General features: G+C 68.4%; 26 protein-coding genes. 15 read left to right on the top strand and 11 right to left on the bottom strand.

The window, feature by feature from the left end:
• Nucleotides 1-1,323: an alpha-methylserine aldolase gene (locus VPA02S_RS08210; RefSeq protein ID WP_012746078.1), complete on the top strand. Its 1,323-nt coding sequence runs from the start codon at nucleotides 1-3 to the stop codon at nucleotides 1,321-1,323.
• A gap of 1 nt (nucleotide 1,324) precedes the next feature.
• Here the strand turns inward: VPA02S_RS08210 and ruvC are convergent, their stop codons facing one another.
• From ruvC to VPA02S_RS08195, 3 genes are all read right to left on the bottom strand, one after another.
• On the bottom strand, nucleotides 1,325-1,873 hold the full coding sequence (gene ruvC / locus VPA02S_RS08205) for a crossover junction endodeoxyribonuclease RuvC (RefSeq protein WP_012746079.1): 549 nt from the start codon (nucleotides 1,871-1,873) through the stop codon (nucleotides 1,325-1,327).
• A 1-nt stretch (nucleotide 1,874) separates the two neighbouring features.
• Nucleotides 1,875-2,864 (bottom strand): phosphatidate cytidylyltransferase, encoded by a 990-nt coding sequence (locus VPA02S_RS08200; RefSeq protein WP_012746080.1) that lies wholly within the window; start codon nucleotides 2,862-2,864, stop codon nucleotides 1,875-1,877.
• Between the two features lie 251 nt (nucleotides 2,865-3,115).
• Nucleotides 3,116-3,997 (bottom strand): 1-acyl-sn-glycerol-3-phosphate acyltransferase, encoded by an 882-nt coding sequence (locus VPA02S_RS08195; protein ID WP_026283870.1) that lies wholly within the window; start codon nucleotides 3,995-3,997, stop codon nucleotides 3,116-3,118.
• A 7-nt stretch (nucleotides 3,998-4,004) separates the two neighbouring features.
• Here VPA02S_RS08195 and VPA02S_RS08190 point away from each other — a divergent pair, with 7 nt between their 5' ends.
• Entirely contained in the window at nucleotides 4,005-4,442 is a 438-nt protein-coding gene (locus VPA02S_RS08190) for a ribosomal maturation YjgA family protein (RefSeq protein ID WP_062364434.1), read from the top strand.
• Here VPA02S_RS08190 and VPA02S_RS08185 read toward each other — a convergent pair.
• The 5 genes from VPA02S_RS08185 to VPA02S_RS08165 all read right to left on the bottom strand — a co-directional run bounded on the left by VPA02S_RS08185 (nucleotide 4,387) and on the right by VPA02S_RS08165 (nucleotide 9,613).
• Complete coding sequence (locus VPA02S_RS08185; RefSeq protein WP_012746083.1) at nucleotides 4,387-5,130, bottom strand: transglycosylase domain-containing protein; 744 nt, start codon at nucleotides 5,128-5,130, stop codon at nucleotides 4,387-4,389. The two genes, VPA02S_RS08190 and VPA02S_RS08185, sit on opposite strands and share 56 nt — an antisense overlap.
• Nucleotides 5,127-5,984 carry a shikimate dehydrogenase gene (aroE, locus tag VPA02S_RS08180; RefSeq protein WP_012746084.1) on the bottom strand — a complete coding sequence of 286 codons (858 nt, stop codon included), beginning with the start codon at nucleotides 5,982-5,984 and terminating at the stop codon, nucleotides 5,127-5,129. The genes VPA02S_RS08185 and aroE overlap by 4 nt, the downstream gene beginning before the upstream one ends.
• A gap of 21 nt (nucleotides 5,985-6,005) precedes the next feature.
• A complete protein-coding gene (locus tag VPA02S_RS08175) occupies nucleotides 6,006-6,857 on the bottom strand; it encodes an energy transducer TonB (protein WP_012746085.1) in 852 nt (283 codons plus the stop codon).
• Between the two features lie 37 nt (nucleotides 6,858-6,894).
• Entirely contained in the window at nucleotides 6,895-8,955 is a 2,061-nt protein-coding gene (locus VPA02S_RS08170; RefSeq protein WP_062363139.1) for a ribonuclease catalytic domain-containing protein, read from the bottom strand.
• A 64-nt stretch (nucleotides 8,956-9,019) separates the two neighbouring features.
• A complete protein-coding gene (locus VPA02S_RS08165; RefSeq protein WP_012746087.1) occupies nucleotides 9,020-9,613 on the bottom strand; it encodes a YqiA/YcfP family alpha/beta fold hydrolase in 594 nt (197 codons plus the stop codon).
• 299 nt (nucleotides 9,614-9,912) lie between these two features.
• Between VPA02S_RS08165 and VPA02S_RS08160 the strand changes: the two genes are divergently transcribed.
• The 6 genes from VPA02S_RS08160 to VPA02S_RS08135 all read left to right on the top strand — a co-directional run bounded on the left by VPA02S_RS08160 (nucleotide 9,913) and on the right by VPA02S_RS08135 (nucleotide 17,148).
• Nucleotides 9,913-10,656, top strand: a complete 744-nt coding sequence (locus VPA02S_RS08160; protein ID WP_012746088.1) for a response regulator transcription factor — start codon at nucleotides 9,913-9,915, stop codon at nucleotides 10,654-10,656.
• Complete coding sequence (locus VPA02S_RS08155; RefSeq protein WP_244883406.1) at nucleotides 10,653-12,518, top strand: sensor histidine kinase; 1,866 nt, start codon at nucleotides 10,653-10,655, stop codon at nucleotides 12,516-12,518. Before VPA02S_RS08160 ends, VPA02S_RS08155 begins: the two co-directional genes overlap by 4 nt.
• Nucleotides 12,519-12,550: 32 nt before the next feature.
• Nucleotides 12,551-13,705, top strand: coding sequence for a rod shape-determining protein RodA (gene rodA, locus VPA02S_RS08150; protein ID WP_028254038.1), 1,155 nt, complete (start codon nucleotides 12,551-12,553; stop codon nucleotides 13,703-13,705).
• A 53-nt stretch (nucleotides 13,706-13,758) separates the two neighbouring features.
• Nucleotides 13,759-15,219 (top strand): metalloprotease TldD, encoded by a 1,461-nt coding sequence (gene tldD, locus VPA02S_RS08145; protein ID WP_012746091.1) that lies wholly within the window; start codon nucleotides 13,759-13,761, stop codon nucleotides 15,217-15,219.
• Between the two features lie 47 nt (nucleotides 15,220-15,266).
• Nucleotides 15,267-15,803: a hypothetical protein gene (locus tag VPA02S_RS08140; RefSeq protein WP_012746092.1), complete on the top strand. Its 537-nt coding sequence runs from the start codon at nucleotides 15,267-15,269 to the stop codon at nucleotides 15,801-15,803.
• A 226-nt stretch (nucleotides 15,804-16,029) separates the two neighbouring features.
• On the top strand, nucleotides 16,030-17,148 hold the full coding sequence (locus VPA02S_RS08135) for a 3-deoxy-7-phosphoheptulonate synthase (RefSeq protein WP_012746093.1): 1,119 nt from the start codon (nucleotides 16,030-16,032) through the stop codon (nucleotides 17,146-17,148).
• Nucleotides 17,149-17,157: 9 nt separating this feature from the next.
• On the opposite strand, the gene VPA02S_RS08130 is transcribed toward VPA02S_RS08135, so the two are convergent.
• Together VPA02S_RS08130 and mpl are read right to left on the bottom strand one after the other, a co-directional pair.
• Entirely contained in the window at nucleotides 17,158-17,667 is a 510-nt protein-coding gene (locus VPA02S_RS08130; RefSeq protein WP_028254039.1) for a cupin domain-containing protein, read from the bottom strand.
• A complete protein-coding gene (gene mpl, locus VPA02S_RS08125) occupies nucleotides 17,664-19,067 on the bottom strand; it encodes a UDP-N-acetylmuramate:L-alanyl-gamma-D-glutamyl-meso-diaminopimelate ligase (protein ID WP_028254040.1) in 1,404 nt (467 codons plus the stop codon). The genes VPA02S_RS08130 and mpl overlap by 4 nt, the downstream gene beginning before the upstream one ends.
• 102 nt (nucleotides 19,068-19,169) lie before the next feature.
• Here mpl and VPA02S_RS08120 point away from each other — a divergent pair, with 102 nt between their 5' ends.
• The 7 genes from VPA02S_RS08120 to VPA02S_RS08090 all read left to right on the top strand — a co-directional run bounded on the left by VPA02S_RS08120 (nucleotide 19,170) and on the right by VPA02S_RS08090 (nucleotide 25,510).
• Complete coding sequence (locus tag VPA02S_RS08120; RefSeq protein WP_012746096.1) at nucleotides 19,170-19,769, top strand: hypothetical protein; 600 nt, start codon at nucleotides 19,170-19,172, stop codon at nucleotides 19,767-19,769.
• Nucleotides 19,770-20,318: a TlpA family protein disulfide reductase gene (locus VPA02S_RS08115; RefSeq protein WP_028254041.1), complete on the top strand. Its 549-nt coding sequence runs from the start codon at nucleotides 19,770-19,772 to the stop codon at nucleotides 20,316-20,318.
• A gap of 99 nt (nucleotides 20,319-20,417) precedes the next feature.
• Nucleotides 20,418-20,879 (top strand): acetyl-CoA carboxylase biotin carboxyl carrier protein, encoded by a 462-nt coding sequence (accB, locus tag VPA02S_RS08110; RefSeq protein WP_012746098.1) that lies wholly within the window; start codon nucleotides 20,418-20,420, stop codon nucleotides 20,877-20,879.
• A 2-nt stretch (nucleotides 20,880-20,881) separates the two neighbouring features.
• Nucleotides 20,882-22,231 (top strand): acetyl-CoA carboxylase biotin carboxylase subunit, encoded by a 1,350-nt coding sequence (accC, locus tag VPA02S_RS08105; RefSeq protein WP_012746099.1) that lies wholly within the window; start codon nucleotides 20,882-20,884, stop codon nucleotides 22,229-22,231.
• Nucleotides 22,232-22,247: 16 nt separating this feature from the next.
• Nucleotides 22,248-23,132 (top strand): 50S ribosomal protein L11 methyltransferase, encoded by an 885-nt coding sequence (prmA, locus tag VPA02S_RS08100; protein ID WP_012746100.1) that lies wholly within the window; start codon nucleotides 22,248-22,250, stop codon nucleotides 23,130-23,132.
• 73 nt (nucleotides 23,133-23,205) lie between these two features.
• On the top strand, nucleotides 23,206-24,549 hold the full coding sequence (locus VPA02S_RS08095) for a zinc-ribbon and DUF3426 domain-containing protein (protein ID WP_062363136.1): 1,344 nt from the start codon (nucleotides 23,206-23,208) through the stop codon (nucleotides 24,547-24,549).
• A 58-nt stretch (nucleotides 24,550-24,607) separates the two neighbouring features.
• The gene (locus VPA02S_RS08090; protein ID WP_012746102.1) at nucleotides 24,608-25,510 is read left to right on the top strand and encodes a carbohydrate kinase family protein; all 903 of its coding nucleotides are present in this window, start codon (nucleotides 24,608-24,610) and stop codon (nucleotides 25,508-25,510) included.
• An 82-nt stretch (nucleotides 25,511-25,592) separates the two neighbouring features.
• Here the strand turns inward: VPA02S_RS08090 and VPA02S_RS31310 are convergent, their stop codons facing one another.
• A complete protein-coding gene (locus VPA02S_RS31310; RefSeq protein ID WP_012746103.1) occupies nucleotides 25,593-26,117 on the bottom strand; it encodes a histone H1-like DNA-binding protein in 525 nt (174 codons plus the stop codon).
• Nucleotides 26,118-26,181 lie beyond the last annotated feature (64 nt).

The following is a 26,181-nucleotide window of genomic DNA, read 5'->3' as shown; positions in this document are numbered from 1 at the left end:
ATGCCCGCCGCCCTCCAACGCCGCTCCTGGGTTCCCGCCGCCAGCGAAGACCATGTGCTCGCGATCGCCGCCGATGCCGCTGCGCGCGATGCGCTGGGCATCGCCGCCGAGATCGAAAGGCTCGCCGACGACAACCACCGCATCCACGACCGCGAGGGCCTGAACCTCAACCCCGCCACCAACGTGATGAACCCGGCCGCCGAGGCGCTGCTGTCGCGCGGCCTGGGCTCGCGGGCATCGCTGGGCTACCCAGGGGACAAGTACGAAGTGGGGCTGGAGGCCATCGAGCGCATCGAGGTCATCGCGGCCGAACTGGCCGCCGAGGTGTTCGGCTCGAAGTTCGCCGAAGTGCGCGTGAGCTCCGGCGCGCTGTCGAATCTCTATGTGTTCATGGCAACCTGCCGGCCCGGCGACACGATCATTGCGCCGCCGCCGGCCATCGGCGGCCACGTCACGCACCATGCGGCCGGCGCGGCCGGGCTCTATGGATTGAAGACGGTGCCCGCGCCGGTCGATGCCGACGGCTACACGGTCGACGCGGCCGCGCTCGCCAGGCTCGCACGCGAGGTGAAGCCGAAGCTCATCACCATCGGCGGCAGCCTGAATCTTTTTCCGCACCCGGTGCCTGCGATCCGCGAGGTCGCGGACAGCGTGGGCGCCAAACTGCTGTTCGACGCTGCGCACCTCTCGGGCATGGTGGCCGGCAAGGCCTGGCCGCAGCCGCTCGAGGAGGGCGCGCACGCGATCACCATGAGCACCTACAAGAGCCTCGGCGGACCGGCCGGCGGGCTGATCGTGTCGAACGATGCGGCGCTGATGGAGCGCATCGACGCCATCGCCTACCCCGGCCTCACGGCCAACTCCGATGCGGGCCGCACCGCGGCGCTGGCGCGCGGACTGCTCGACTGGAAGGTGCACGGCAGGGCCTACGCCGCGGCAATGCGCGAGACCGCGCAGGCGCTGGCGCACGCGCTCGACGCCGAGGGCTTGCCGGTGTTCGCGAAGGCGCGCGGCTTCACGCAGTCGCACCAGTTCGCGCTCGAGGCCGCGCACTGGGGCGGTGGGCAGCGCGCCGCGAAGAAACTGGCCGAGGGCGGCTTGCTGGCCTGCGGCATCGGCCTGCCGATCGCGCCGGTCGAAGGAGACATCAACGGCCTGCGCCTGGGCGTGCCGGAGATCGTGCGGCTGGGCTTCACGCCCGACGACATGCCGCAGCTTGCCTCGTGGATCGCGCGTGCGCTGGAGGGCGGCGGCGCATCGGTGGCGGCCGAGGTGCGCGAGCGCCGCACGCGGCTCGGCGGCCTGCGCTACATCGTGCGCTGACTCAGCGCGAGCGTCCCTGCCGGTAGGTGCCGGCGTGCGTCTTCGACAGCTCGGCCGCCTCGGCCAGCCGCGCCATCGACCGGCCGACCTGCGCATGCGTGATGGCAATGCCCAGCGCGTCGGCGGCATCGGCGCCCGGCAGGCCCGGCAGGTCGAGCAGCCGCTTCACCATCTCCTGCACCTGCGCCTTGGCGGCCTGGCCGTGGCCCGCCACTGCCTTCTTCATCTGCAGCGCGGTGTATTCGGCCACGCTGAGATTGCTGTTGACCAGCGAGGTCACGCAGGCGCCGCGCGCCTGGCCCAGCAGCAGCGTCGACTGCGGATTGACGTTGACGAAGATGATCTCGACCGCCGAGGCATCGGGCTGGTAGCGCGCGGCGATTTCCGCGATGCCGTCGAACAGCACCTTGAGCCGCGCCGGCAGGTTGCCGCTGCCCAGGTGGCGCGTGCTGATGGTGCCGCTGGCCACGTAGCTCAGCGCATGGCCGTCCGAATCGACCACGCCGAAACCGGTGGTCAGGAGGCCGGGGTCGATGCCGAGAATGCGCATGTCAGAGGTTGAAGTACCAGCGGATCGAGTGAAAGAAGATCGGCGCCGCGAAGCACAGCGCATCGACGCGGTCGAGCAGGCCGTTGGCCCCGGTGACGCCCACGCCCTTCTTGCCCCAGTTGGGAATCCCGCGATCGCGCTTGAGCGCCTTCATCACCAGGTGGCCCATGGAGCCCGCGATGCAGGCGATGACGGACACCGCGAGGGCCTGGCCGAACCTGAAGGGCGTGATGAACGAGAACAGCGCGCCCACCAGGCTGGCCACCCCGATGCCGATGCCCCAGCTGGTCCAGTTGAAGCTGCGGCTCACGTTGGGCGCGAAGGGCTGGCGCTGGGTGCGGCGCGAGATCACGTGCTGCACCAGCACCGAGGTCTGCACCACGAACACCAGGAAGAACACGAGAAAGGCGTTCTTGCCTTCGTAGCCCGGAAAGCTCAGCAGCAGCAGCGCGGGCACATGGCTCATGCCGTAGACGCAGACCATGATGCCCCACTGGAGCTTGGCGTTGCGCTCGAGAAAGTGGCTCGGGTCGTCGGCCAGCGCGCTCGCGACCGGGATCGCGAGGAAGACGTAGACCGGAATGAACACGGTGAACAGGTCGAAGCGCGCGGTGGCGACGAGCCAGAACTGGATCGGCAGCACGACGAAGAAGGCCAGGATCAGGCTGCGGTGGTCGCCGCGCCGCGTGGGCGAGAGCGTGATGAACTCGCGCAGCGCGAAGAAGGCGATGAGCGCGAACAGCACGGTGGCGACGGTCTCGCCCAGCGCCCAGCCGATCCAGAACACGATCACCATGAACCAGGTGGTGCCCAGCAGCTTGCGGTAGTGCGCAAGCTCGGCCTGCCAGGCGGCGTCGTGCACGGGGTTGCGCCGTTCCCTGAAGCTCAGCAGGAAGGCGGTGGTGCTCACGATCACGAGCAGGCCGAAGACGATGAGGAACAGGGCCGCGACCTGCTGGGTCGGGGTGAGGCTGCGCAGGAACTGGTTCATGTCAGTTTTCCTCCGCGCTGTTGTTGTTGGTGCTTGCGTTGCAGGCGCTCTTGTTCGGGGCGCGTGCACAGGCCACCGGGTACTCCCCTCCGCGAATGTCCCCCGGCCTGCGGCCTCCTCCTTTATTTCGCTGCGGGGAGCACCCGATGCCCTGTGCACCTGGGCACGCTGTCGGTTCGCGGCTGATCAACCACCGCCCTGAACGGCAGGCCCTAAACACAACGCGGCACAAAGAAAGGCGAGGTTTCATTTCAGACATCGCGCAATGCAATCACCGCGGCACGGGCGCGATCGAGGAACGGCCGGCGCTCTTCGCCTTCCTCGACGCGGATCGGCGCGCCGAAGGTGACGGAGCACAGGATCGGCACCGGCACGATCTCGCCCTTGGGCATCACGCGCTGCACGTTGTCGATCCATGCCGGCACCAGCACCACCTCGGGAAACATCGTCGCGAGCGTGTAGAGGCCCGACTTGAACTTCTGCGGCTCTCCCGTGTGGCCGCGCGTGCCTTCGGGAAAGATGATGATCGAGTCGCCGCTGCGCAGTGCCTCGACCAGCGGCGCCAGCGGGTCGGAGGCGGGCGTGGGCGGCTCCGGCTCGACGGCTGGCGGTGCGACGGGCGGCGCGGCCGGTGGTGGCGGTGGCGGCGGAGCGGGAAGGTCGAGCCGGCCTTGCACTTCGTCGAAGGCTTCGGGGGTGATGTCGACGACAGGCGGTGCCATGGGCGCCAGCGGCAGCAGGGGCTCCATCGAGGGTTCGATGCGCTCGGGCTGCGGCGCGGTGGCGGCAGCTCGCACGGGCGGCGGGGGCGCTTCGGGTTCCGCCGGCGCTGCGGCAGGCGCGGCCGTCGCCGTCGCCGCGCGCTCCACATACACCGCGTTGAACACCTCGGTCGTGATCCAGCGCTTGACGGGCGTATTGGCCCAGTAGTCGCGCGCCGCAATCGGCCGCGTGATGCTGCGCAGTTCCTCGGGCAGGGCCGCCCAGATCATCACGAGGTCGGCGTGGCTCTGGTGGTTGGCGAAATAGATGCGCTGCTCGGCCTTTGGCGGGCAGCCGTACCAGCGCGCCTGGGCGCCGGTGAGCAACCGGACGATTCCCAACAACAACCAACCTGTGAGCTTTGCCAGCATGGGCGCGATGATACGGGGCATGCGATGGCGTTTCGATCCTCTTTCCCTGGTGTGGGCGGTGGCCCTGTTCCTTGTTCTCGTGCTGCTGGCCACTGTCGGCGCGCGCTGGGGCTGGCTGCGGAGCTTTTTCGGCGACGTGCTGGCCGTGGCGTGGGTCTACCTCGTCTTCAAGGCCTTCATCGCCGCGCGCGTGCTGCCACTGGCGCTGGCCGCGCTCGGCGTGGGCCTGGCGGTCGAATTGGGGCAGTTCCTGGCCTCGGCCTGGCACCTGCACATTCCGAACCGCGCGCTGCGCATCGTGCTCGGCAGCACGGCCGACGGGTGGGACGTGCTGGCCTATGCGATCGGCTTCGCAGCCGTGCTGGCCATGGAAGCGCTGCGCGAAGCCCTCAGGGCAGTTCGGCCGACGGCATCCGCGCCACGATCGTCGAGGCCCGTCCGCTGAGGTAGGACGAGCCGGTGCGGCGCTCGAAGAACTTGGGGCTCGGCAGCATCACGGCAAGGCGCGCGGCTTCGGCGGCGCTCAGGCGCGAGGCGGGCTTCCTGAAGTAGTACTGGGCCGCCGCCTCGGCGCCGAACACGCCTTCGCCCCATTCGACGTTGTTGAGGTAGATCTCGAGGATGCGCCGCTTGTCGAGCAGCACCTCGAGCGCCATCGCGAGCGCCAGTTCCTGGCCCTTGCGCAGCAGCGTGCGCTCGCCGGAGAGCAGCAGGTTCTTCGCAAGCTGCTGCGTGATGGTGGAGCCGCCGCGCAGCTGGACCGGCCGCACCGGTTTGCCGCGTGCGATGGCGCGAGCCGCACGCCGGGCCGCGAGTTCCTCGGCCTTGGCATTGCGCTGGCGCGCCCGCTCGATGGCTTCCCATTCCACGCCGTTGTGGTCGATGAAGTCGGCGTCTTCGCTCGCGATGACGGCGCGCTTGAGGTTGTCGCTGATCTGCGCGTAGGGCACCCATTCCTGGCGCCAGGCACCCTTGCGGCCCTGGTGGATGGCGATCTGCCAGGCTTCGCTGCGCTGGAACGCGGTGCTCTGCGGATCGATCACCGCCATGGCCGCGATGCGCCCCACGAAGAAAAGCTCCAGTGCCACGCCCGCCACCAGCAGGCAGGCCACCAGCCGCAGCAGCCGCTTCATCGGCCGGCGGCGAGCGAGGCGCGCAATTCGGCCAGCACCTGCGCGCCGGGCGGGCGCACGCCGCGCCAGATCTCGAAGGCCTCGGCCGCCTGTTCGACCAGCATGCCGAGCCCGTCGCGCGGCACCGCGCCGTGCGCTTCGGCCCAGGCCATGAAGCCGGCGGCCGCGGGGCCGTACATCAGGTCGACCGCGAGCGAGCCGGGGCGCAGCACCTGCGCGCGCACCGGCACCGCATCGCCCGCGAGGCTGGAGGCCGTGGCATTGACCACCACGTCGAAATTGCCGGACACTTCGTCGAGCGCCCAGGCTTCGAGTACCGCGCCGTGGCGCAGCGCCAATGCCGCATGGCGCTGCACCAGCGCCATGGCCTTGCCGACCGTGCGGTTGGCCACCACGATGCGCGCGGCGCCGGCGTCCAGCAGCGGCCCGAGCACGCCCGCCGCGGCGCCGCCCGCGCCGATCAGCAGCAGCTCGCGGCCCGCCAGCGGCACGGCGGCGTTGCGCACGATGTCGTTGACCAGCCCGATGCCGTCGGTGTTGTCGGCGTGGATGCTGCCGTCGGCTTCGAAGCGCAGCGTGTTCACCGCCTGCGCAAGCACGGCGCGCTCGCTGGTGTGCTGCGCGAGCGCAGCGGCGTCGAACTTGAAGGGCACGGTCACGTTGCAGCCGCGCGCCGTGTCGCCGCGCTCGGCGGCTTCGCGGCGGAAGGCGGCCACGCCTTCGGCAAAGGCGCCGACCGGAACGAGCCGGCGGCTGTAGTCCATCTGCTGGCCGCAGAGTTCGGCAAACCGGGCATGGATGCGCGGCGAGCGGCTGTGCTCGACCGGGTTGCCCATTACGCAGTACAGGTCCATGGCGCGTGGATTCGCTGTTGTCTATTGGGAGGAGAGCTCGATGGTCTCGTCGCGCGTGAACTTGAAGCGCGACTGCAGCACGATCTGGTCGGTCTCTTTTCGCATCGCATCGGTGAATTTGCCGAAGCTGCCGATGCTGTGCACGATGGCCTTGGCGCGGCGGTCGAGCACGACGTCGCCCGAGCTTTCGTCGACCACGGTGTCGAGGATCTTGCCGTCGTGGTTGATGGTGATCGTCATCTTGAGCTCGCCGTAGAGCTTCTTGCCGGCCGCCGTGGGGAAGTTCTCGGTGCCCCGCACTTCGATGCGCCGGCGCAGCGTGTCCACGTAGATGGCGTAGGCCGCCTCGCGCGTGGAAGGGCTCAGGTAGCGCTTCTTGGGGCGCGCGTTCTCTTCGTTCACGCGGCGCTCGATCTCGGCCAGCAGCTCCACCATCTGGCGGCGCTTTTCCTCGCGGGCCACGGCCTCCTTCGGGTCGCCCGAGGCGCGCGGGTCCGGCGCGGGCATGGCGGCCAGCTCGCGCTTGAGCTGCGCGAGCAGCTGCATCTGCTGGGCCTGCATGGCCTCGACCTGGCGCCGGGCCTCCTCGATCGAGTCGCCGACGGCGGTGAAGCTCGACGGCGGCAGCGGGCTGGTGGCGCGGCCGCGTTCGAGGTCGCCGCCGCCCGCGAGCGAGGTCTGGGCCATCACGCGGGCCCTGGCGTCGGGCTTGTCGTTGGTCTTGCTGTTGACCAGGATCACCTCGAGCGGTGTTTCGCTGAAGACCCGGTTGAATGATTCGGGATCGACGAAGCGCACCGCAAGAAGTGCGGCATGCGCGATGACCGACACGCCGAGTGCGATCTGCAGCGTGCTCAGATCCCTGAAGTTCATGGACGACGCTCCTTGGCGCGCATGGAGTGGCCGGTGCTCATGCCGGCGTGTTTTCCGGGGCCGCCTCGCTGTCGCTGAGGTCGACTGCAATGGCGATGGGGCCGGCGACTTCTTCCACTTCCTCGTCGCCGCCTTCCTCCTCGGCCGCGGCATCGGCCTTGGGCGCATCGAGGCGCTCGAGCACGGTGCCGTGCACGTCGAGCGCGATCTCGTCGATCTCGCCGAGCTTCACGCGCAGGCGCGCGCCGCGCTCCTGCTGGCCCGCCACCGGGAACACCAGCGGCAGGGTGTCCGCGCGCACCAGGGCACCGTTCGGAATGTCCTTGATGACGGTCGCCTCGAGCTCGGTGATGCCTTGCTGCTCCAGGTACTTGAGCGTCCAGAAGCGTTCCATGCCGCCCTGGTAGGCGTTGTAGGTTGCGTAGGCAGCATCGAAGCCCGAGAGAATGGAGAACAGGTCCGCATCCTTGGGCTTGAACGGCGCGGCCAGCGCGGCGGTCTTGCCGTGGCGCGCGGCGGCAATGATCTGCCACTGGTTCACGAGGTCGGTGTAGCGGCGCAGCGGCGAGGTGCTCCAGGCATAGCTCTTCACGCCCAGGCCCGCATGCGGCAAGGCCCGCGTGCCCATGCGCACCTTGATGCCGGGCGCCAGGCTGGCCTGGCTGCGGTAGAGCCCGGGCACGCCGAGTTCGCCGAGCCAGCCGCCCCAGCTGCTGTTGGCCAGGATCATGGCCTCGGACACGATCAGGTCGAGCGGTGCGCCGCGCTGGCGCGTGGTGATCTGCACCTGTTCGCTGCCGTTCGGTTCGCCGTCGTTGCCCACGAGGCGAAAGTTGTAGTCGGGCCGGTTGAAGTTCTCGGGCTTGCCGCGCACCACTTCGCGCTGGGCCTTCAGCTGCTTGGCGAGGCGGAACAGGAACGAGAGCGGCGCGCGCAGCTTCGCAGCGGCTTCGGGCGTGTTCTCGCTCGTGAACGAGGCGTCTTCGAGCCAGGGCTGCGTGACCACGGCGTCGAGCTGGTCGTGCCGCAGGTTGGCCACGATCGGCACGCGTTCGAGCTTCGTCTCGGTCGACTGCAGCTCGAGCGTGGTCTCGTCGAAGCGCGCGTAGAGCGACACCGCCGGCCGGTCGCCGCCTTCTAGCAGCGTGTAGGTGCTCACGACTTCGTCGGGCAGCATGGTGATCTTGTGGCCCGGCATGTAGACCGTGGACATGCGCGCGCGCGCCACCTGGTCGATGGCGCTGCCCGGGGTCAGCGCCAGGCCGGGCGCGGCAATGTGGATGCCGACCGTGACGGTGCCGCTGCCAAGGCCCTGCACCGACAGCGCGTCGTCGATTTCGGTGGTCTGCGAGTCGTCGATCGAGAACGCCTGCACGCCTTCGGCCAGCGGCAGGTCGTCCCCGATGGGCGGCGCGGCGAGCGCCGGGAAGCCCGTGCCCTTGGGAAAATTCTCGAACAGGAAGCGCCGCCAGTGGAACTGGTAGGGCGAGTCGATGGCGCCGGCGCGTTCCAGCAGTTCGAGCGGCGGGCGCTGGGTGGCGCGCGCGGCGTCGACCACGGCCTTGTATTCGGGCGCGTTCTTGTCGGGCTTGAACAGGATCTTGTAGAGCTGCTCGCGGATCGGCTGCGGGCAGATGCCCTCGGCCAGCTGGGCGGCCCATTCGACGATCTGCGCCTGCACCACTTTCTTCTTCTCGATGGCGGCCAGCGCCTGCTGCAGGATCTCGGCCGGTGCCTTCTTGAAGCGCCCCTTGCCCGCGCGGCGGAAGTAGTGCGGCGCCTCGAACAGCGCGAACAGCGCCGCGGCCTGCTGCGCGAGCGTGGGCTTGTCGCTGAAATAGTCGGATGCGAGATCGGCAAAGCCGAATTCGCCCTCCGGCGCGAATTCCCAGGCCAGGTCGAGGTCCATCGTGGCCGCGAGCGCGCGCGCCTCGACGATCAGCTCGGCCGGGGCCGGCTTCTCGAAACGCAGAACGATGTTGGCGCCCTTGACCTTGACGCGCTTGCCGGTGTCGAGCTCGACCTGCGCCGATGCTTCGGCCTCCGACAGCACGCGGCCGCCGAGGTACTTGCCGGCTTCTTCAAACAATACAAACATGCCCGGATTGTCCCAGACTTGGGGACGCGCACGGGCCTGGCCGCTGCGCGATGCCTGCCGGGCCTCAGACGGGATTGATGAACGCGATCACGTCGTCGAGGTGGTTTTCCTCGAAATCGGACAGAGCATGGTCGCCGCCCTCGATCAGCTTGATGTTGCTGTCGGGATAGCGCGCCGAGGTTTCGTGCCAGTCGAGCGCTTCGTCGCCCTTGGCGATGATGGCCAGCACGCGCTCGGGGCGGGTGAGTGCGCCGACCTCCATGGTGCGCAACTCCTGGATGTATTCGGGCTTGAAATAGAAGTGCTCGGCCGGGTCGTGCCAGGCGGTCTGGTCGCCGATGTAGCGCGCCAGGTCGCGCGCCGGATGCACCGCCGGATTCAGCAGCACGGTGCGGCAGCGCGTCATGCCGGCCACGTAGGTGGCATAGAAGCCGCCGAGCGAGGAGCCCACCACGGCCATCGACTTGCGCGGCCAGTCCGCGATGCCCTTCATCACCATGTCGATGGCTTCGCGCGGCGAGGGCGGCAGTTGCGGACACCACCACTGCAGGTCGGGGTGCTCCCGGGCCACGCGCGCTGCCATCAGCCGCGCCTTGGTGGAGCGGGGCGAGGAGCGGAATCCGTGCAGGTACAACAGGTGAGTGGTTTGCGGGTCCATGCGGGGCGGAGACTGGAAGTGGTGCGGTCTACACAGCTCCCTGGAAGGAGCCGGTTGATTTTGCATGAGGACCGTGCGCCCGACGCGGTCCTCGGCGCACGAGGCTTCGATATGAGGGCTTACTGCACGGAGGTGTTGGTTTGCCACAGGGTCCATGGACGATGCCAAGAAGCAAAAAGTATTCAACCGGAGCGCGCGACCGGACTCGCAAGTCAACGCGAGTTTCAACGGCCCGCGCCGGTGTCCGCATCCCATGAAAACGGGAGGTCCGCCGGCCCTTTTGCGTTGCGCCGAAGCTTATGCTCAAGCCCATGAACATCGAGGCAACGGACACCGGGAAGACGCACCGCTGGGGCGTGCTCGTGGTCGAGGACGACAGCCGCGCGCGCGCCTTCTTCGAGGCGAGCGTGCAGCGCAGCGCCAGCCTTTTCTGGCTCGGAAGCGCCGGCACGGTGCACGAGGCATTGGCGTGGATGGCCCAGGCCACCATCATTCCCGACGTGCTGCTGGTCGATCTCGGCATGCCCGACGGCAGCGGGCTCGACGTGATCCGCGAGGCCGTGGCGCGCTTTCCGGGTTGCGAGCCGCTGGTGATCTCGGTCTTCGGCGACGAGGAAAACGTGCTGGCCAGCATCGAGGCCGGCGCCGTCGGCTACATCCACAAGGACGCCGCGCCGGAAGACATTGCGCAGACCATCGTCGAGATGAAGGCCGGCGCCTCGCCGATCTCGCCCATGATCGCGCGGCGCGTGCTGGCCAAGTACCGCAGCCTGCAGCTGGCCGGAACGCTCGCCGCCGCGCCGCCCGAGGCGGCCCTCGGCAACACCACCACGGCGCCCAGCCTGCTGTCCGCGCGCGAGCACGAGGTGCTGACCTTGATCGCGCGCGGTTTTTCCTATGCCGAGATCGCACGCCTCAAGGGCCTGAGCGTGCATACGGTGCAGACGCACATCAAGAATCTCTACGGCAAGCTGGCCGTGCACTCCAAGAGCGAGGCCGTGTTCGAGGCCACGCGCCTCGGCCTGCTGTCCCATCCGGGGTGAATCGCGTGGCCGGACGCATGTTCGGGCGGGCGGGCAGGGCTCTTGCCGCGCTGTGGCTCGCGGCAACTCTGCTGCTGGCAGCGCAGCCGGCGGCGGCCGCGGCGGCCGAGGGCACGATCGAACTGCGCCGCGGCACCGTGTGGACCACCGTCGACGGCGCCACGCACAAGGCGCCCGTCGAACTCTCCTACCACTGGGACCGCCAGCACGGCGGACGCCCCGGCTACGCGACCTTCGAGCTGCCGTTCACGCTCGACGCCGAGCCCGAGGTGCCCTGGGGCATCTTCGTTCCGCGCGCCGGCAGCGTTCTGGAGGTCTGGCTCAACGACGCGCTGCTGCAGGTCTATGGCGACCTCGCCAGCGGCAACGGGCCGGACTACGCCAAGGCGCCGCTCTACGTGCCGGTGCCGGGGCACCTGCTGAAGCCCGGCGAGAACCGCCTGCAGGTCCGCATACGCGCCGACAGCGCCCGCAGGGGCGGGCTGTCGCGCGTGACCATCGGGCCGGCGACACCGGTGCGCACCGATCTCTTCGAAAGCGCCTATGCCTGGCGCTTCACCGGCTCGGTGCTCCTGACCGCCTTCAGCCTGATCGTCGGCAGCATCGCGCTGGCGCTGTGGCTCACGCAGGTGGATGCCGCCGCCACCGGATGGCGCCGGCGCGACAGCCTCTATTTCTGGGCCGCGCTGGCCGAGTTCTGCTGGGCGATCCGCGTGGCCGACGGCGTGATCGCCGAACCGCCGCTGCCCTGGGGCGCCTGGGGCGTGCTCATGGCCACCTGCTATGCGGGCTGGGCCACGTCGGCCATGATGTTCTGCTACCACCTCGCGGGCTGGCACCGCCGCCCGCGCATGCGCTGGCTGCGCTGGCCGATGGCCGGCGTGGTGCCCGGAACCGTGGTGGCCACCGCCCTCGCGCTTCACCGCGAGGAGCCCTACTGGCTCACCGGCTGGCTCGCACTGGAGATCGGGTTCGTCGCGCTGTTCGTCGGCGCCTTTGCCGTGGCCACCATCCGGCGGCCGAACGTGGGCCGCCTGCTGGTGGCCGCCGCCGCGCTGGTGACGCTGGGCTTCGGCACCCGCGACTGGCTCGTGATCCGCCTGAGCGACGCCTACGGCGAGACCACCTGGGTGCGCTATTCCTCCGTGTTCTTCGGCATCGCGCTGCTCTTGATCGTGCTGCGGCGCTTCCATGCCGCGAGCGTGCAGGCGCGCGGCTCGGTCGCGGCCCTGGCCGAGCGCGTGGCGCAGCGCGAACGCGAACTCGCGTCCACCTTCGCCGCGCTCGAGCAGGTGGCGCGCGACCAGGCGCGCACCCACGAGCGCGAGCGCATCCTGCGCGACATGCACGACGGCGTGGGCTCGCACATCAGCTCGGCCATCCGTCAGCTGCAGTCGGGCCAGGCGAGCCCCGAGGAATTGCTGCGGACGCTGTGCGACTCGCTCGACCAGCTCAAGCTGGCGATCGACTCCATCCACCTGCCGCCGGGCGACGTCGGCGCGCTGCTGGCGGCGCTGCGCTACCGGCTGGAGCCGCGGCTGGCGGCCGCGGGCATCCAGTTCGAGTGGGCGGTGGACGAGGTGCCCGACGTGAAGCGGCTCGACGCGCAAGCCATGCGGCAATTGCAGTTCCTGCTGTTCGAGGCGATTTCCAACGTGCTGCAGCATGCCCAGGCCCGGACGCTCAGGATCGAGGCCGAAGCGCCGGCCGGCGCCGTGCAGCTGCGCGTGATCGACGACGGCCAGGGCTTCGACGCGCAGCAGGTGCCCAGGGCGCTGGCCGAGCGTGCCGCGGCCATCGGCGCACGGCTGGCGCTCGAAAGCCGACCGGGGCGCACGGTCGTTCAGCTCGGCTTCGCCTGAAATGCCCGGCGGGGCGCGGATAATCCGCCCCCATGTCCGCAGTGTTCAACCAGCCCTCCCTGGCGCGCCGGGTCGCGCCCATCTTCCAGGGCTTCGACGGCTTTCTGGCTTTTGCCGTGCTGCTGCTGGCCTTTGCCGGGCTGCTGACCATGTATTCGTCGGGCTACGACCATGGTTCGCGCTTTGCCGACCACGGCCGCAACATGCTGCTGGCCGGCTTCATCATGTTCGTGGTGGCCCAGGTGCCGCCGCAGCGGCTGATGATGTTCGCGGTGCCGCTCTACGCGACCGGGGTGGCGCTGCTGGTCGCGGTGGCGCTGTTCGGCATCACCAAGAAGGGCGCGCAGCGCTGGATCAACGTGGGCGTGGTGATCCAGCCGAGCGAAATCCTCAAGATCGCAATGCCGCTGATGCTGGCCTGGTGGTTCCAGCGCCGCGAGGGCCAGCTGCGGCCGCTCGACTTCGTGGTGGCCACGGTGCTGCTGGCGGTGCCGGTCGGGCTCATCATGAAGCAGCCCGACCTGGGCACCTCGCTGCTGGTGCTGGCGGCTGGCATGGCGGTGATCTTCTTTGCCGGGCTGCCCTGGAAGCTGATCGTGCCGCCGGTGGTGATCGGTGCCGTGGCGGTCGCGCTGATCGTGGGCTTCGAGTCGCAGCTGTGCGCCGACGGCGTCGACTGGCGCGTGCTGCACGACTACCAGAAGCAGCGCGTGTGCACGCTGCTCGACCCCAGCAAGGATCCGCTGGGCAAGGGCTTCCACATCATCCAGGGCATGATCGCCATCGGCTCGGGCGGGGTCGGCGGCAAGGGCTTCATGCAGGGCACGCAGACGCACCTCGAATTCATCCCCGAGCGCACCACCGACTTCATCTTTGCCGCCTATTCCGAGGAGTTCGGCCTGGTGGGCAACCTGTCGCTGATCGCGGCCTTCATCTTGCTGATCTTCCGCGGGCTGGCCATTGCCGCGGCGGCGCAGACCCTGTTCTCGCGCCTGCTGGCGGGCGCGGTCACGATGATTTTCTTCACCTATGCCTTCGTCAACATGGGCATGGTGAGCGGCATCCTGCCGGTGGTGGGCGTGCCGCTGCCGTTCATCAGCTATGGCGGCACCGCCATGGTCACGCTGGGGCTGGGGCTGGGCATCCTGATGTCGATCGCCCGGGCCCGAAAGCTCGCCCAGAACTAGCGCCAGTGCCCTTGGGCCCGGCACGGAAGAGGGCGGCTGCCTAGAATGGCGCAATGATCTCCCGCGAACCCACCATCGAGCGCCTCGCCACGGCGCAAAAGCTCCTGCTCACGCCCTTCGGCCTGGACGAATCGCACCTGAGCAAGGCCCTGGCCGAGATCACCGCGCACCGGGTGGACGACGCCGACCTGTACTTCCAGTACACGCGCAGCGAAGGCTGGAGCCTGGAAGAGGGCATCGTCAAGACCGGCAGCTTCAGCATCGACCAGGGCGTCGGCGTGCGCGCGGTCAGCGGCGAGAAGACGGCCTTTGCCTATTCGGACGACATCTCCGAGGCTTCGCTGCTCGACGCGGCCCGCACGGTGCGCTCCATTTCCTCGGCGGGCCGCACCGGCCGCGTGAAGACGGCCACCCGCAAGATCGCCTCGAGCCGCTCGCTCTACAACGGCGTCGACCCCATTTCCACGCTCGACAGCACGGCCAAGGTCAAGCTGCTCGAAAAGGTCGAGAAGCTCGCGCGTTCGCGCGACCCGCGCGTGGCGCAGGTCATGGCGGGCCTGGCGAGCGAATACGACGTGGTGCTGGTGGCGCGCGCCGACGGCACGCTGGCGGCCGATGTGCGGCCGCTGGTGCGCCTGTCGGTCACCGTGATCGCCGAGCAGAACGGCCGGCGCGAGGTCGGCTCGGGCGGCGGCGGCGGGCGCTTCGGCCTGGCCTACTTCAACGACACGCAGATCGCCGAATACGTCGACCAGGCCGTGAAGGCCGCGCTGACCAACCTCGATGCACGCCCGGCGCCTGCCGGCGAGATGACCGTGGTGCTCGGCTCCGGCTGGCCCGGCATCCTGCTGCACGAAGCCATCGGCCACGGCCTGGAGGGCGACTTCAACCGCAAGGGCTCGAGCGCGTTCTCGGGCCGCATCGGCCAGCGCGTGGCGGCCAAGGGCGTGACGGTGCTGGACGACGGCACCATTGCCGACCGCCGCGGCTCGCTGAACGTCGACGACGAAGGCAACGCGAGCCAGCGCAACGTGCTGATCGAGGACGGCATCCTCAAGGGCTACATCCAGGATTCGCTCAACGCGCGCCTCATGAAGGTCAAGCCCACGGGCAACGGCCGCCGCGAGAGCTACGCCCACGTGCCGATGCCGCGCATGACCAACACCTACATGCTCGGCGGCGACAAGGACCCGAAGGAAATCGTGGCCAGCATCAAGAAGGGCCTGTACGCCACCAACTTCGGCGGCGGGCAGGTCGACATCACGAGCGGCAAGTTCGTGTTCTCGGCCAGCGAGGCCTTCTGGGTCGAGAACGGCAAGATCCAGTACCCGGTCAAGGGCGCGACCATCGTGGGCAACGGCCCCGACGCGCTCACCCGCGTGACCATGATCGGCAACGACATGAAGCTCGATTCGGGCGTGGGCACCTGCGGCAAGGAAGGCCAAAGCGTGCCGGTCGGCGTCGGCCAGCCCACCCTGCGCATCGATGGTTTGACCGTAGGCGGAACGGCCTGAGGCCTTGCTAAGCTCCGCTCCTCGATTTTTACAAAGAGGAGCATTCGATGAAGAGGATCAGGATCAATTCGTCTGCGGCCCTGTGGGCCGCGGCTGCCGCAGTGGCGCTCGCAACCGCAGGCTGCGCTTCGCGCGGCGGTTCGGGCGGCAGCCAGCCCGCGGCGGCACCTGCTGCCGCGCCGGCAGCACCGGCCCGCGGCGGCGCCAAGGCCGGCATGGATGCCCAGGGCAACGTGGTCGATTCCTCCAAGGTCGAAGCCGGCAGCGGCCGCACCGTCAAGGGCCTGAATGGCTACGAAGGCGAGATCACCGGCAACCCCGCGCGCAACAGCAGGTTCACGCGGCTGCAGATCGGCATGAGCGCCAAGCAGGTCACCGACCTGGCCGGTCCGCCGACCGACCAGGGCGCCTACGTCACGGGCAAGGCCTTCATCCCGTTCTATTTCGGCAGCGACCGCCACCGCTACGAGATGACCTACAAGGGCCAGGGCCGCCTGGTCTTCGCGGGCGGCGGCATGGGCGACTACTCCAGCGGCAACCTGATCTGGATCATCCACAACCCCAACGAATCCGGCTACCGCTGAGCCCTTCGGAGCCGGGCCTTTTTCCCGGCTCTTCGTTTTCCGTGCTACATTCCGCCCACATGTCCGCCCTCCGCGCTTATTTCTTTGCCTACTTTTGGTTCCCGGTTTCCGGCGGACGAGAGGCGAGCGCGTAAAGCAAACGAACACCCTCCCAAAACCGCCGGCGCCTCGAGCCCCGGCGGTTTTTTTATGCCCTGACGATATCCACTCCAACAAGGAAAGCACCATGAGCACGAACACTGCCCCCGCCAGCGACAGCTGGTATGCGAGCGTCGAAAAAACCAGCAAGACCGACGACGAACGCATCAAGGACATCAACGTGCTGCCCCCTCCCGAACACCTGATCCGCTTCTTCCCGATCCGCGGCACGCCGGTCGAGACGCTGATCGAAGGCACCCGCCGCAGCATCCACAACATCATGGCGGGCAAGGACGACCGGCTGCTGGTGGTCATGGGCCCCTGCTCGATCCACGACCCGGCCGCGGCGCTCGAATACGCCCGCCGCCTCAAGGTGGAGCGCGAAAAGTACGCCGGCACGCTCGAGATCGTGATGCGCGTGTACTTCGAGAAGCCGCGCACCACGGTCGGCTGGAAGGGCCTCATCAACGACCCGTACCTGGACGAGAGCTACCGCATCGACGAGGGCCTGCGCATGGCGCGCCAGCTGCTGATCGACATCAACCGGCTCGGCCTGCCGGCGGGCAGCGAGTTCCTCGACGTGATCTCGCCGCAGTACATCGGCGACCTGATCGCCTGGGGCGCGATCGGCGCGCGCACCACCGAAAGCCAGGTGCACCGCGAACTGGCCTCGGGCCTGTCGGCGCCCATCGGCTTCAAGAACGGCACCGACGGCAACATCCGCATCGCCACCGACGCCATCCAGGCGGCGGCGCGCGGCCACCACTTTCTCTCGGTGCACAAGAACGGCCAGGTCGCGATCGTGCAGACCAACGGCAACCGCGACTGCCACGTGATCCTGCGCGGCGGCAAGGCGCCCAACTACGACGCGGCCAGCGTCGAGGCGGCCTGCAAGGACCTCGAGGCCGCCAAGCTGCCGCCCACGCTGATGGTCGACTGCAGCCACGCCAACAGCTCCAAGCAGCACCAGAAGCAGATCGACGTGGCCAAGGACATCGCCGGCCAGATCGCCGGGGGTTCGAACCGCGTCTTCGGCGTGATGGTCGAAAGCCACCTGCAGGCCGGCGCGCAGAAGTTCACGCCGGGCAAGGACCAGCTCTCGGGCCTCGAATACGGCAAGAGCATCACCGACGCCTGCCTGGGCTGGGACGACTCGGTGCAGGTGCTGGACACCCTGTCGCAGGCGATCAAGCAGCGCCGGGGCTGAACAACAGGCTCAAAGCATCCCGGCCAGGTCCGGCCAGTGGTGCCGCATGGCGGCGGCTTCATCGCTGTCCGGCAGCACCAGGGAGAAGTCGGCGAAGTCGAAGCCCGGGCCGACCATGCAGGCGACCAGCGTGTAGTCGCCGCTCGCGTGGCCCTGGATCGGCCGGGCGGCCTGCCACTGGCCGGCCGGCACCACATGCTGGGGGCGCGTGCCGTGCGCATCGACCGGGCCCAGCCGCACATGGGCCGGCGCCGTGCGCAGCGCGGCATCGCAGGTCCAGAGCGCGAGCGGCACGCCTTCCAGGTGCACCCACACTTCGTCCGACAGCACCCGGTGCCAGCGCGAATGCTGGCCGGCCTCGAGCAGGAAGTAGATGCTGGTGAGCGCGCTGCGCGGCGTGCGGCCGTCGGTGGGAACGACGCTCGCCGCCGAGCGGAACACCTCGCTGTACCAGCCACCCTCGGGGTGGGGCTGCAGCTTCAGGCTCTCGATCAGCTCGCGGGCACGCATGGCCGTCATGCTGCGCTGGCCGCGCGCAGCGCCGCAAGCAGTTTGTCGTGCACGCCGCCGAAGCCGCCGTTGCTCATGCAGACGATGTGGTCGCCGGGCCTCGCCGCGGCGACGATCTGCGCCACCAGCGGTTCGACGGCGCCGGCCACCTGCGCGCGCTCGCCCATCGGGGCCAGGGCCGCGGCGGCGTCCCAGTCGAGCCCGGCCGTGTGGCAGAACGACAGGTCGGCCGCTTCCAGGCTCCACGGCAGCTGCGCCGCCATGACGCCCAGCTTCATCGTGTTGCTGCGCGGCTCGAAGGCCGCGAGGATGCGCTCGCCCTGCCGGCCGGCGTCGTCGAGCTTCTTGCGCAGCCCGTCGAGCGTGGTGCGGATGGCGGTGGGATGGTGGGCGAAATCGTCGTAGACGGTGATCGCGCCGCCGCTGCGCTCGACGCTGCCGCGCAGCTCCATGCGCCGGCGCACGTTCCTGAAGCCACCGAGCGCGCGGGCCGCATCGGCCGGCGCCACGCCCACATGCTCTGCCGCCGCGATGGCGGCCAGCGCGTTCATCTGGTTGTGAAGGCCCGAGAGTTCCCACTCGACCCGGCCGACCGCCTCGCCCTGGCGCAGCACGTCGAAGGCGTCATGCGTGCCCCGGGCCTGCCATTCACCGCCGGCGCCGAAGCGCGCCAGTTCGCTCCAGCAGCCCTCTGCCAGCACGCGCTGCAGGCTTTCTTCCGTGGCGTTCACCACCAGCCGGCCGGTGCCGGGCACCGTGCGCACGAGGTGATGGAACTGGCGTTCGATGGCGGCCAGGTCGTCGAAGATGTCGGCGTGGTCGAACTCCAGGTTGTTGAGGACCGCGGTGCGCGGGCGGTAGTGCACGAACTTGCTGCGCTTGTCGAAGAAGGCCGTGTCGTACTCGTCGGCCTCGATGACGAAGGCCGAACCCTTGCCGAGCCGCGCCGAGACGCCGAAGTCCAGCGGCACCCCGCCCACGAGGAAGCCCGGCGCCTTGCCGCCCTGTTCGAGCACCCAGGCCAGCATCGAGGTGGTGGTCGTCTTGCCGTGGGTGCCGGCCACGGCCAGAACATGGCGGCCCTGCAGCACATGCTCGGCCAGCCACTGCGGTCCGCTGGTGTAGGGCCTGCCGGCGTCGAGGATGGCCTCCATCAGCGGAAACTTGGGCGTGCCGTCGGCCAGCCGGGCCCTCGAAACCACGTTGCCGACCACGAAGACGTCGGGTGAAAGCGCGAGCTGGTCCGCGCCGAAGCCCTCGATCAGGTCGATGCCGAGCGACCGGAGCTGGTCGCTCATGGGCGGGTACACGCCGGCGTCGCAGCCCGTGACCCGGTGGCCTGCCTCGCGCGCCAGGGCGGCCAATCCGCCCATGAACGTGCCGCAGATGCCAAGAATATGAATGTGCATCGGCCGATTCTAGGGAGGCGGCAAGCGGTGTCCGCACCCTGGCCCTCGTCCCTTGTACTGATGTTTGTGCGAGGGGCGCCGTACTGCGGGCAAAATGTCCCGATGGACACGTCCACCAAGCGCGAGATTGCCGCCGCCGCAGCCCGCCTCGTCGTCGAGGAGGGGCTGGAGTACGGCCCGGCCAAGCGCCGGGCGCTGCGCGACCTGGGCCTGTCCTCGCGCACGGCGCTGCCGAACAACGACGAGGTGGAGGCCGAGGTGCGCGACTACATCGCGCTCTATTGCGCCGACACCCAGCCACAGGAACTGCGTGCGCTGCGGCTGCTCGCGCTCGAATGGATGGAGCGCATGGCGGCGTTCCGCCCGCATGTGGGCGGCGCGGTCTGGCACGGCACCGCCACGCGGTTGTCAGACATTTATATTCAATTGTTCTGCGATGATTCCAAGTCGGCCGAGATTGCCCTGATCGACCACCACGTGGACTACGAGCCGCGCATGGTCACCGGGTTTCACGGCGAGCAGGTGGAAGCGCTGAGCGTGCATGCCGCAAGCCGCGCATTGGGCGAGGAAATCGGGGTGCACCTGCTGGTGTACGACCTTGACGACCTGCGCGGCGCGCTCCGGCCCGACGCCCAGGGCCGCACGCCGCGTGGCGACCTCGCGGCGCTGCGGCGGCTGATCGAAAGTGAAAAGGACAAGTGAATGACTTCTTCGCCCACACGGCGAGGCCTCCTTTATGGCGGCGTGGCGGTCGCGGCCGCTGCGGCCGGACTGGGCGGCGCATGGTGGCGTGAGCGCGGCAGCAGCAGCCCGAAGGGCGAAGTGCTGGCCGCGAGCTTCTGGGCGCAGCGCTTCGAGCGGCCGGAAGGTGGCGAACTGGTGTTTTCCGATTTGCGCGGCAAACCGCTGCTGCTCAACTTCTGGGCCACGTGGTGTCCGCCGTGCGTCGAAGAAATGCCGATGATCGACCGCTTCTTCCGCGAAAATGGCGCGAACGGCTGGCAAGTCGTGGGTTTGGCCATCGATCAGCCGAGCGCGGTGCGCAAGTTCCTGCAGAAGACGCCGGTCAGCTACCCCACGGGCCTGGCCGGCCTGCAGGGCACGGAGCTGGTCAAGAATCTCGGCAACACGGGCGGCGGGTTGCCGTTCACGCTGGTCCTGAACGGCACGGGCGAAGTGGCGGCCCGTAAAATGGGCAAGCTCGAAGCGGCCGACCTGGACGCTTGGCGGCGTGAACTGGTTCACGGTTAGAATCAGATACACACTCGGCATTAGCCGCCAATCGCTGAAAATCACCGATTTTCAGACAAGTTACATCCTATTGACCGGCAAAGTCGGCACTGGAGCTCCATGGATCTGCGCAAACTCAAGACACTGATCGATTTGGTGTCGGAATCCAATATTTCCGAACTGGAAATCACTGAAACCGAAGGCAAGGTTCGCATCGTCAAGGGCGGCGGCGCTGCCCCGGTGCAATATGTACAGACCGTGGCGGCTGCACCCGCTGCTGCTCCTGCCGCCGGCGCACCGGCGGCACCCGCGCTTCCCAGCGCCCCCGCACCTGAAGCGGCACCCGCCGGCCATGCGATCAAGTCGCCGATGGTGGGTACTTTCTACCGCTCTTCCAGCCCGGGTGCCCCGGCCTTCGTCGAGATCGGCAGCAAGGTCAACGAGGGCGACACGGTCTGCATCATCGAAGCGATGAAGATCCTCAACGAAATCGAAGCTGACAAGTCCGGCACGATCACCCAGATCCTCGGCGAAAACGGTCAGGCGGTCGAATACGGCCAGCCACTGTTCATCATCGAGTGACCATGTTCAAGAAGATCCTGGTTGCAAACCGGGGGGAAATCGCCCTCCGGATCCAGCGCGCCTGCAGCGAGCTCGGCATCAAGGCCGTGATGGTCTATTCCGAAGCCGACCGCGACGCAAAGTACGTCAAGCTTGCGCAGGAGGCCGTGTGCATCGGCCCGGCGCCCTCGTCGCTGAGCTATCTCAACATGCCGGCCATCATCTCGGCGGCCGAGGTGACCGACGCCGAGGCCATCCACCCCGGCTACGGCTTCCTGAGCGAGAACGCGAATTTCGCCGAACGCGTGGAGCAGAGCGGTTTCCAGTTCATCGGCCCGACGCCTGAAAACATCCGTGTCATGGGCGACAAGGTCTCGGCCAAGCAGGCCATGATCAAGGCCGGCGTGCCGTGCGTGCCGGGCTCCGAGGGCGAGCTCTCGGACGACGCCACCACCAACAAGCGCATTGCCCGCGCCATCGGCTACCCGGTCATCATCAAGGCGGCCGGCGGCGGCGGCGGCCGCGGCATGCGCGTGGTGCACACCGAGGCCGCGCTGATCAACGCGATCCAGATGACCAAGGCGGAAGCCGGCGCTGCATTCAGCAATCCGGCCGTGTACATGGAGAAGTTTCTCCAGAACCCGCGCCACGTCGAGATCCAGATCCTGGCCGACAAGCACAAGAACGCGGTCTACCTGGGCGAGCGCGACTGCTCCATGCAGCGGCGCCACCAGAAGGTGATCGAGGAATCGCCGGCACCCGGCATCCCGCGCAAGCTGATCGAGAAGATCGGCGAGCGCTGCGCCGCGGCCTGCAAGAAGATCGGCTACCGAGGCGCCGGCACCTTCGAGTTCCTCTACGAGAACGGCGAGTTCTATTTCATCGAGATGAACACGCGCGTGCAGGTGGAGCATCCGGTGACCGAGTTCACCACCGGCATCGATATCGTGAAGACGCAGATCATGGTGGCGGCCGGCGAGAAGCTGCCGTTCACGCAGCGCCAGATCGAGATGCGCGGCCACGCCATCGAGTGCCGCATCAACGCCGAGGACGCCTGGAAGTTCACGCCGTCGCCGGGCCGCATCACCATGTGGCACCCGCCTGGCGGCCCTGGCGTGCGCGTCGATTCGCACGCGTACACCAACTACTTCGTGCCGCCCAACTACGACTCGATGATCGGCAAGATCATCGTCTACGGCGACACGCGCGAGCAGGCCATGGCGCGCATGCGCACGGCGCTGAACGAAACCGTGATCGAAGGCATCCAGACCAACATCCCGCTGCACCGCGAGCTGATGGTCGATGCCAAGTTCATGAGCGGCGGCACCAACATCCACTATCTGGAAGAGTGGCTGGCGGCGCACAAGCGCTGACCCACGAAACGACGCCATGTTCGAACTTCGCCTGATGGCGCCGGAAGACCGGGTCGAAACGGTCAGCGACGCGCTCGACGCACTCGATGCGCTGAGCGTGTCGGTGGAAGACGCCGATGCGCAGACCGATGCCGAGCAGGCGCTGTTCGGCGAGCCCGGCATGCCGCCGCCCAAGGAAGGCTGGCAGCGTTCGCGCGTGATTGCGCTGTTTGCCGATGAAGCGCTTGCGAAAGAGGCGGCGTCGGTGCTTGCGCTGCAGGACTTCTTCGAAGGCTGCGCGGTGCTCGGCGTGGCACCGGTGCCCGAGCAGGACTGGGTGCGGCTCACGCAATCGCAGTTCGCGCCGGTCGAGATCACGCCCGAATTCTGGATCGTGCCCACCTGGCATGAGCCGCCCGCGCAGGCAAGGCAGGTGATGCGGCTCGACCCGGGGCTGGCCTTTGGCACCGGCACCCATCCCACCACGCGCATGTGCCTGCGCTGGATCGCAAGGCAGGGTTCGTTCGCCGGCCAGCGCGTGCTCGACTACGGCTGCGGCTCCGGCATCCTGGCCATTGGCGCGGCGAAGTTCGGCGCGACCGACATCGATGCCGTCGACATCGACGAGGCGGCAGTGTCGTCGACCCGCCTCAACGCCGAAGCCAACGGCGTGCGCCTGAACGCCGGCCTGCCCGAAGCGGCCAAGGGCAACTACGGCACCGTGCTGGCCAACATCCTGGCCACGCCACTCAAGGTGCTTGCGCCACTGCTGCGCAGCCACGTGGCGCCCGGTGGATCGCTGGTGCTGGCCGGCATCCTCGAGCGCCAGGCCGACGAGCTGAAGGAAGCCTATGCGCCTTATGCCGCGCTCGAAGTCAGCGACAGCGAGGACGGCTGGATCCTCATGACGGCGCGCTGCTGAGGACGCACGCGCCTGCCGTTTCGCGTTTGATCCCACTGGCGCGGCGGGGGCCCAACCCTACAATCGCCCCGTCATGAGCCTCGTCACGCGCTGCCCCGCCTGTGCCACCACCTTCAAGGTGGTGCGTGACCAGCTTCGCATTTCGGATGGCTGGGTGCGCTGCGGACGCTGCAGCCACGTGTTCGACGCCACGCTCGACCTGCACGAGGCACCCGATGGCCCGCCGGCCGCGAGCGCTGCCCCTCCACCCGCGCCGGCACCCGCCGCGCCGACCGAGCCGCCGTCCTCCTCCGATGCGATCGAAGAGGCGGATTTCTTCGACGACGAACCCGAGGATCGCGAACCGCCGGAGGCTGCGGCTTCCGAGGCCGAGCCGCCGCCAACACCGGAGCCCGTGCCTGCATCGGCACCTGTCTCCACGCCCGCGCCCACCTTCGCCTTGCCGGCACACGGCATCGTCGCCGACGAGCTGTGGACCGACTTCGAAGCCAACGAGCCCGAATGGCGGCCGCCGGCGAGTTCGCTGCCGCCGTTTCCGAACATCGACCTGAATCTGGCGGCCCCGCCTTCGCCGCCGCCGCCGCCCGCGCCGCCGTTGCCGGCCCTGCGCCTCAAGGCGCGCGAGATGGCGGCAACGGCCAGCGAGGAAGACGAAAAGCACGCGCCCGAACAAGACCGCGACCAGGTGCAGATGCAAAAGGCGCTGCGCCGGGCCCGCATCAAGTCGGCCAAGATCGCGAGCGCCAAGGCGCGCGACGAGCGCGCCGCCGCAAAGATGTCAGCCTCGATGGTGCGGGAGGCGAGCGAGCCCGAGCCGGGCCTGCTCCCTTCGCCTCTGCCGTCGGTCCGCGGCGATGCGGAAGATTCGGAGCGGCTTCCTTTTTCCGACGGCAACGAGAACCCGGCCCATGGCGCCGCGGGTGCCTGGCAGCGGCCCGGGGTGCGGCGCTGGCTCTGGCTGCTGGCCGTGCTTGCCGTCCTGCTTCTGGTCGTGCAGGTCCTGCGCCACGAACGCGACGGCATCGTTGCGCGCCAGCCGAACCTGCGTCCCGCATTCGCGGGCCTGTGCCGCGTGACCGGCTGCGAGCTCACCGCGCTGCGGCAGATCGGCGACATCGTGATCGAGGGCGCGGCCTTCGCGCGCGAAAAAACCGGCAACAGCGACTACCGGCTCAGCTTCACGCTGCGCAATGGCGCGGCCGTTCCCCTGGCCATGCCGGCCATCGAGCTTTCATTGCTCGACACGCAGGAGCGCGCCGTGGTGCGACGCGTGCTGATGGCGGCGGACTATGGCGCACCGGCGGTGCTTGCGGCGCGCTCCGACCAGGCCGCGTCATTGCCGATGAGCTTGTCGGCAGCGGAGGCGGCCGCGCTGCCGCCCATTGCAGGCTACCGCGTCGAAGCGTTCTATCCTTGAGGCCTGGCTCGCGCCCGCCTTTTCATTCATCCACCCATTCCTACCCAACGGCTCACCCATGGCAGCAGTGATTTGCGGTTCCCTCGCGTTCGACACCATCATGACCTTCGAGGGCCGGTTCGCCGACCAGATCCTTCCGGACCAGCTGCACATCCTCAATGTGTCGTTCCTCGTGCCGGGCCTGCGGCGCGACTTCGGCGGCTGTGCCGGCAACATCGCCTACAGCCTCAATGCGCTGGGCGGCACCGCGCTGCCGATGGCCACCCTCGGCAGCGACGGCGCCGACTACCTGGAGCGCATGCGCATGCTGGGCATCAGCACCGAGTTCGTGCGCCAGCTCGACGACACCTTCACCGCGCAGGCGATGATCATGAACGACGTCGACAACAACCAGATCACCGCGTTCCACCCCGGTGCGATGCAGCAGGCGCACCTCACGAAGATCGCCGCGCGCGAAGACATCCGCGTCGGCATCATCGCGCCCGACGGCCGCGAGGCAATGCTGCAGCATGCGGAGCAGTTCGCCGCGGCCGGCATTCCGTTCGTGTTCGATCCGGGCCAGGGCCTGCCGATGTTCGACGGCGAGGCGCTCAAGCACTTCGTCGACCTGGCGAGCTGGGTCGTCGTCAACGACTACGAAGGCAAGATGCTGTCGCAGCGCACCGGCTGGAGCCTGGCCGAGATCTCGAAGCGCGTGCGCGGCCTGGTCGTCACGCTGGCGGCGGAAGGCTGCGAGGTCTGGATCGACGGCGAGCGCGAGCATGTGCCGGGCGTGACGCCGACGGCGGTGGTCGAGCCCACCGGTTGCGGCGATGCCTGGCGCGGCGCGCTGCTATTCGGCCTCGAAAAGGAATGGCCGCTTGCGCAGTGCGCGGCGCTCGGCAACCGCATCGGTGCGCTCAAGATCGCGCAGCGCGGGCCGCAGAACTACCAGATCGACCTGAAGGCGCTGGGCCTCTGAGCCACCCGCTGGCAGGCGCCCATAAAAAAAACCCGGCACCGTGAGGTGCCGGGTTTTTTGCCGTCAAGGCCGCTGAGCAGACTCAGGGCTTGCTGGCCGTCGGAAACGGCCAAGCTGCCTGGGGGTTCAGCGTCGTTTGCGCAGCAGGAGCAGGCGCTACGGCAGGAGCCTTGGCAGCCTTCTTGGCAGCAGGCTTCTTGGCAGCAGCGGCAGGCTTGGCAGCGGGCTTTTTCGCGGCTTTCTTGGCCGCAGCCTTTTTGGCAGGAGCCTTCTTGGCGGCAGCCTTCTTCGCAGGGGCCTTCTTGGCAGCGGCCTTCTTTGCCGGAGCCTTCTTCGCCGCCGCCTTCTTGGCAGGAGCCTTCTTCGCTGCGGCCTTCTTCGCCGGAGCCTTCTTGGCAGCGGCCTTCTTTGCCGGAGCTGCCTTCTTGGCGGCTACCTTCTTCGCAGGCGCCTTCTTGGCGGCTACCTTCTTCGCTGCGACCTTCTTGGCCGGAGCCTTCTTCGCAGCTACCTTCTTGGCGGGAGCCTTCTTAGCGGCCGCGACCTTCTTTGCCGGAGCCTTCTTTGCAGCGGCTTTCTTAGCCGGCGCTTTCTTTGCAGTTGCCATTTCTATTTCTCCTTGATCAAGTTGAAAAAATCAACCTATTGAAGCACTCCACGCACGTTGGTAG

The organism is Variovorax paradoxus NBRC 15149 (assembly GCF_001591365.1).
Lineage (GTDB): Bacteria > Pseudomonadota > Gammaproteobacteria > Burkholderiales > Burkholderiaceae_C > Variovorax > Variovorax paradoxus.
The sequence above is the reverse complement of the archived record's forward strand: the minus strand, read 5'-3'. Positions and strand labels throughout refer to the sequence as shown.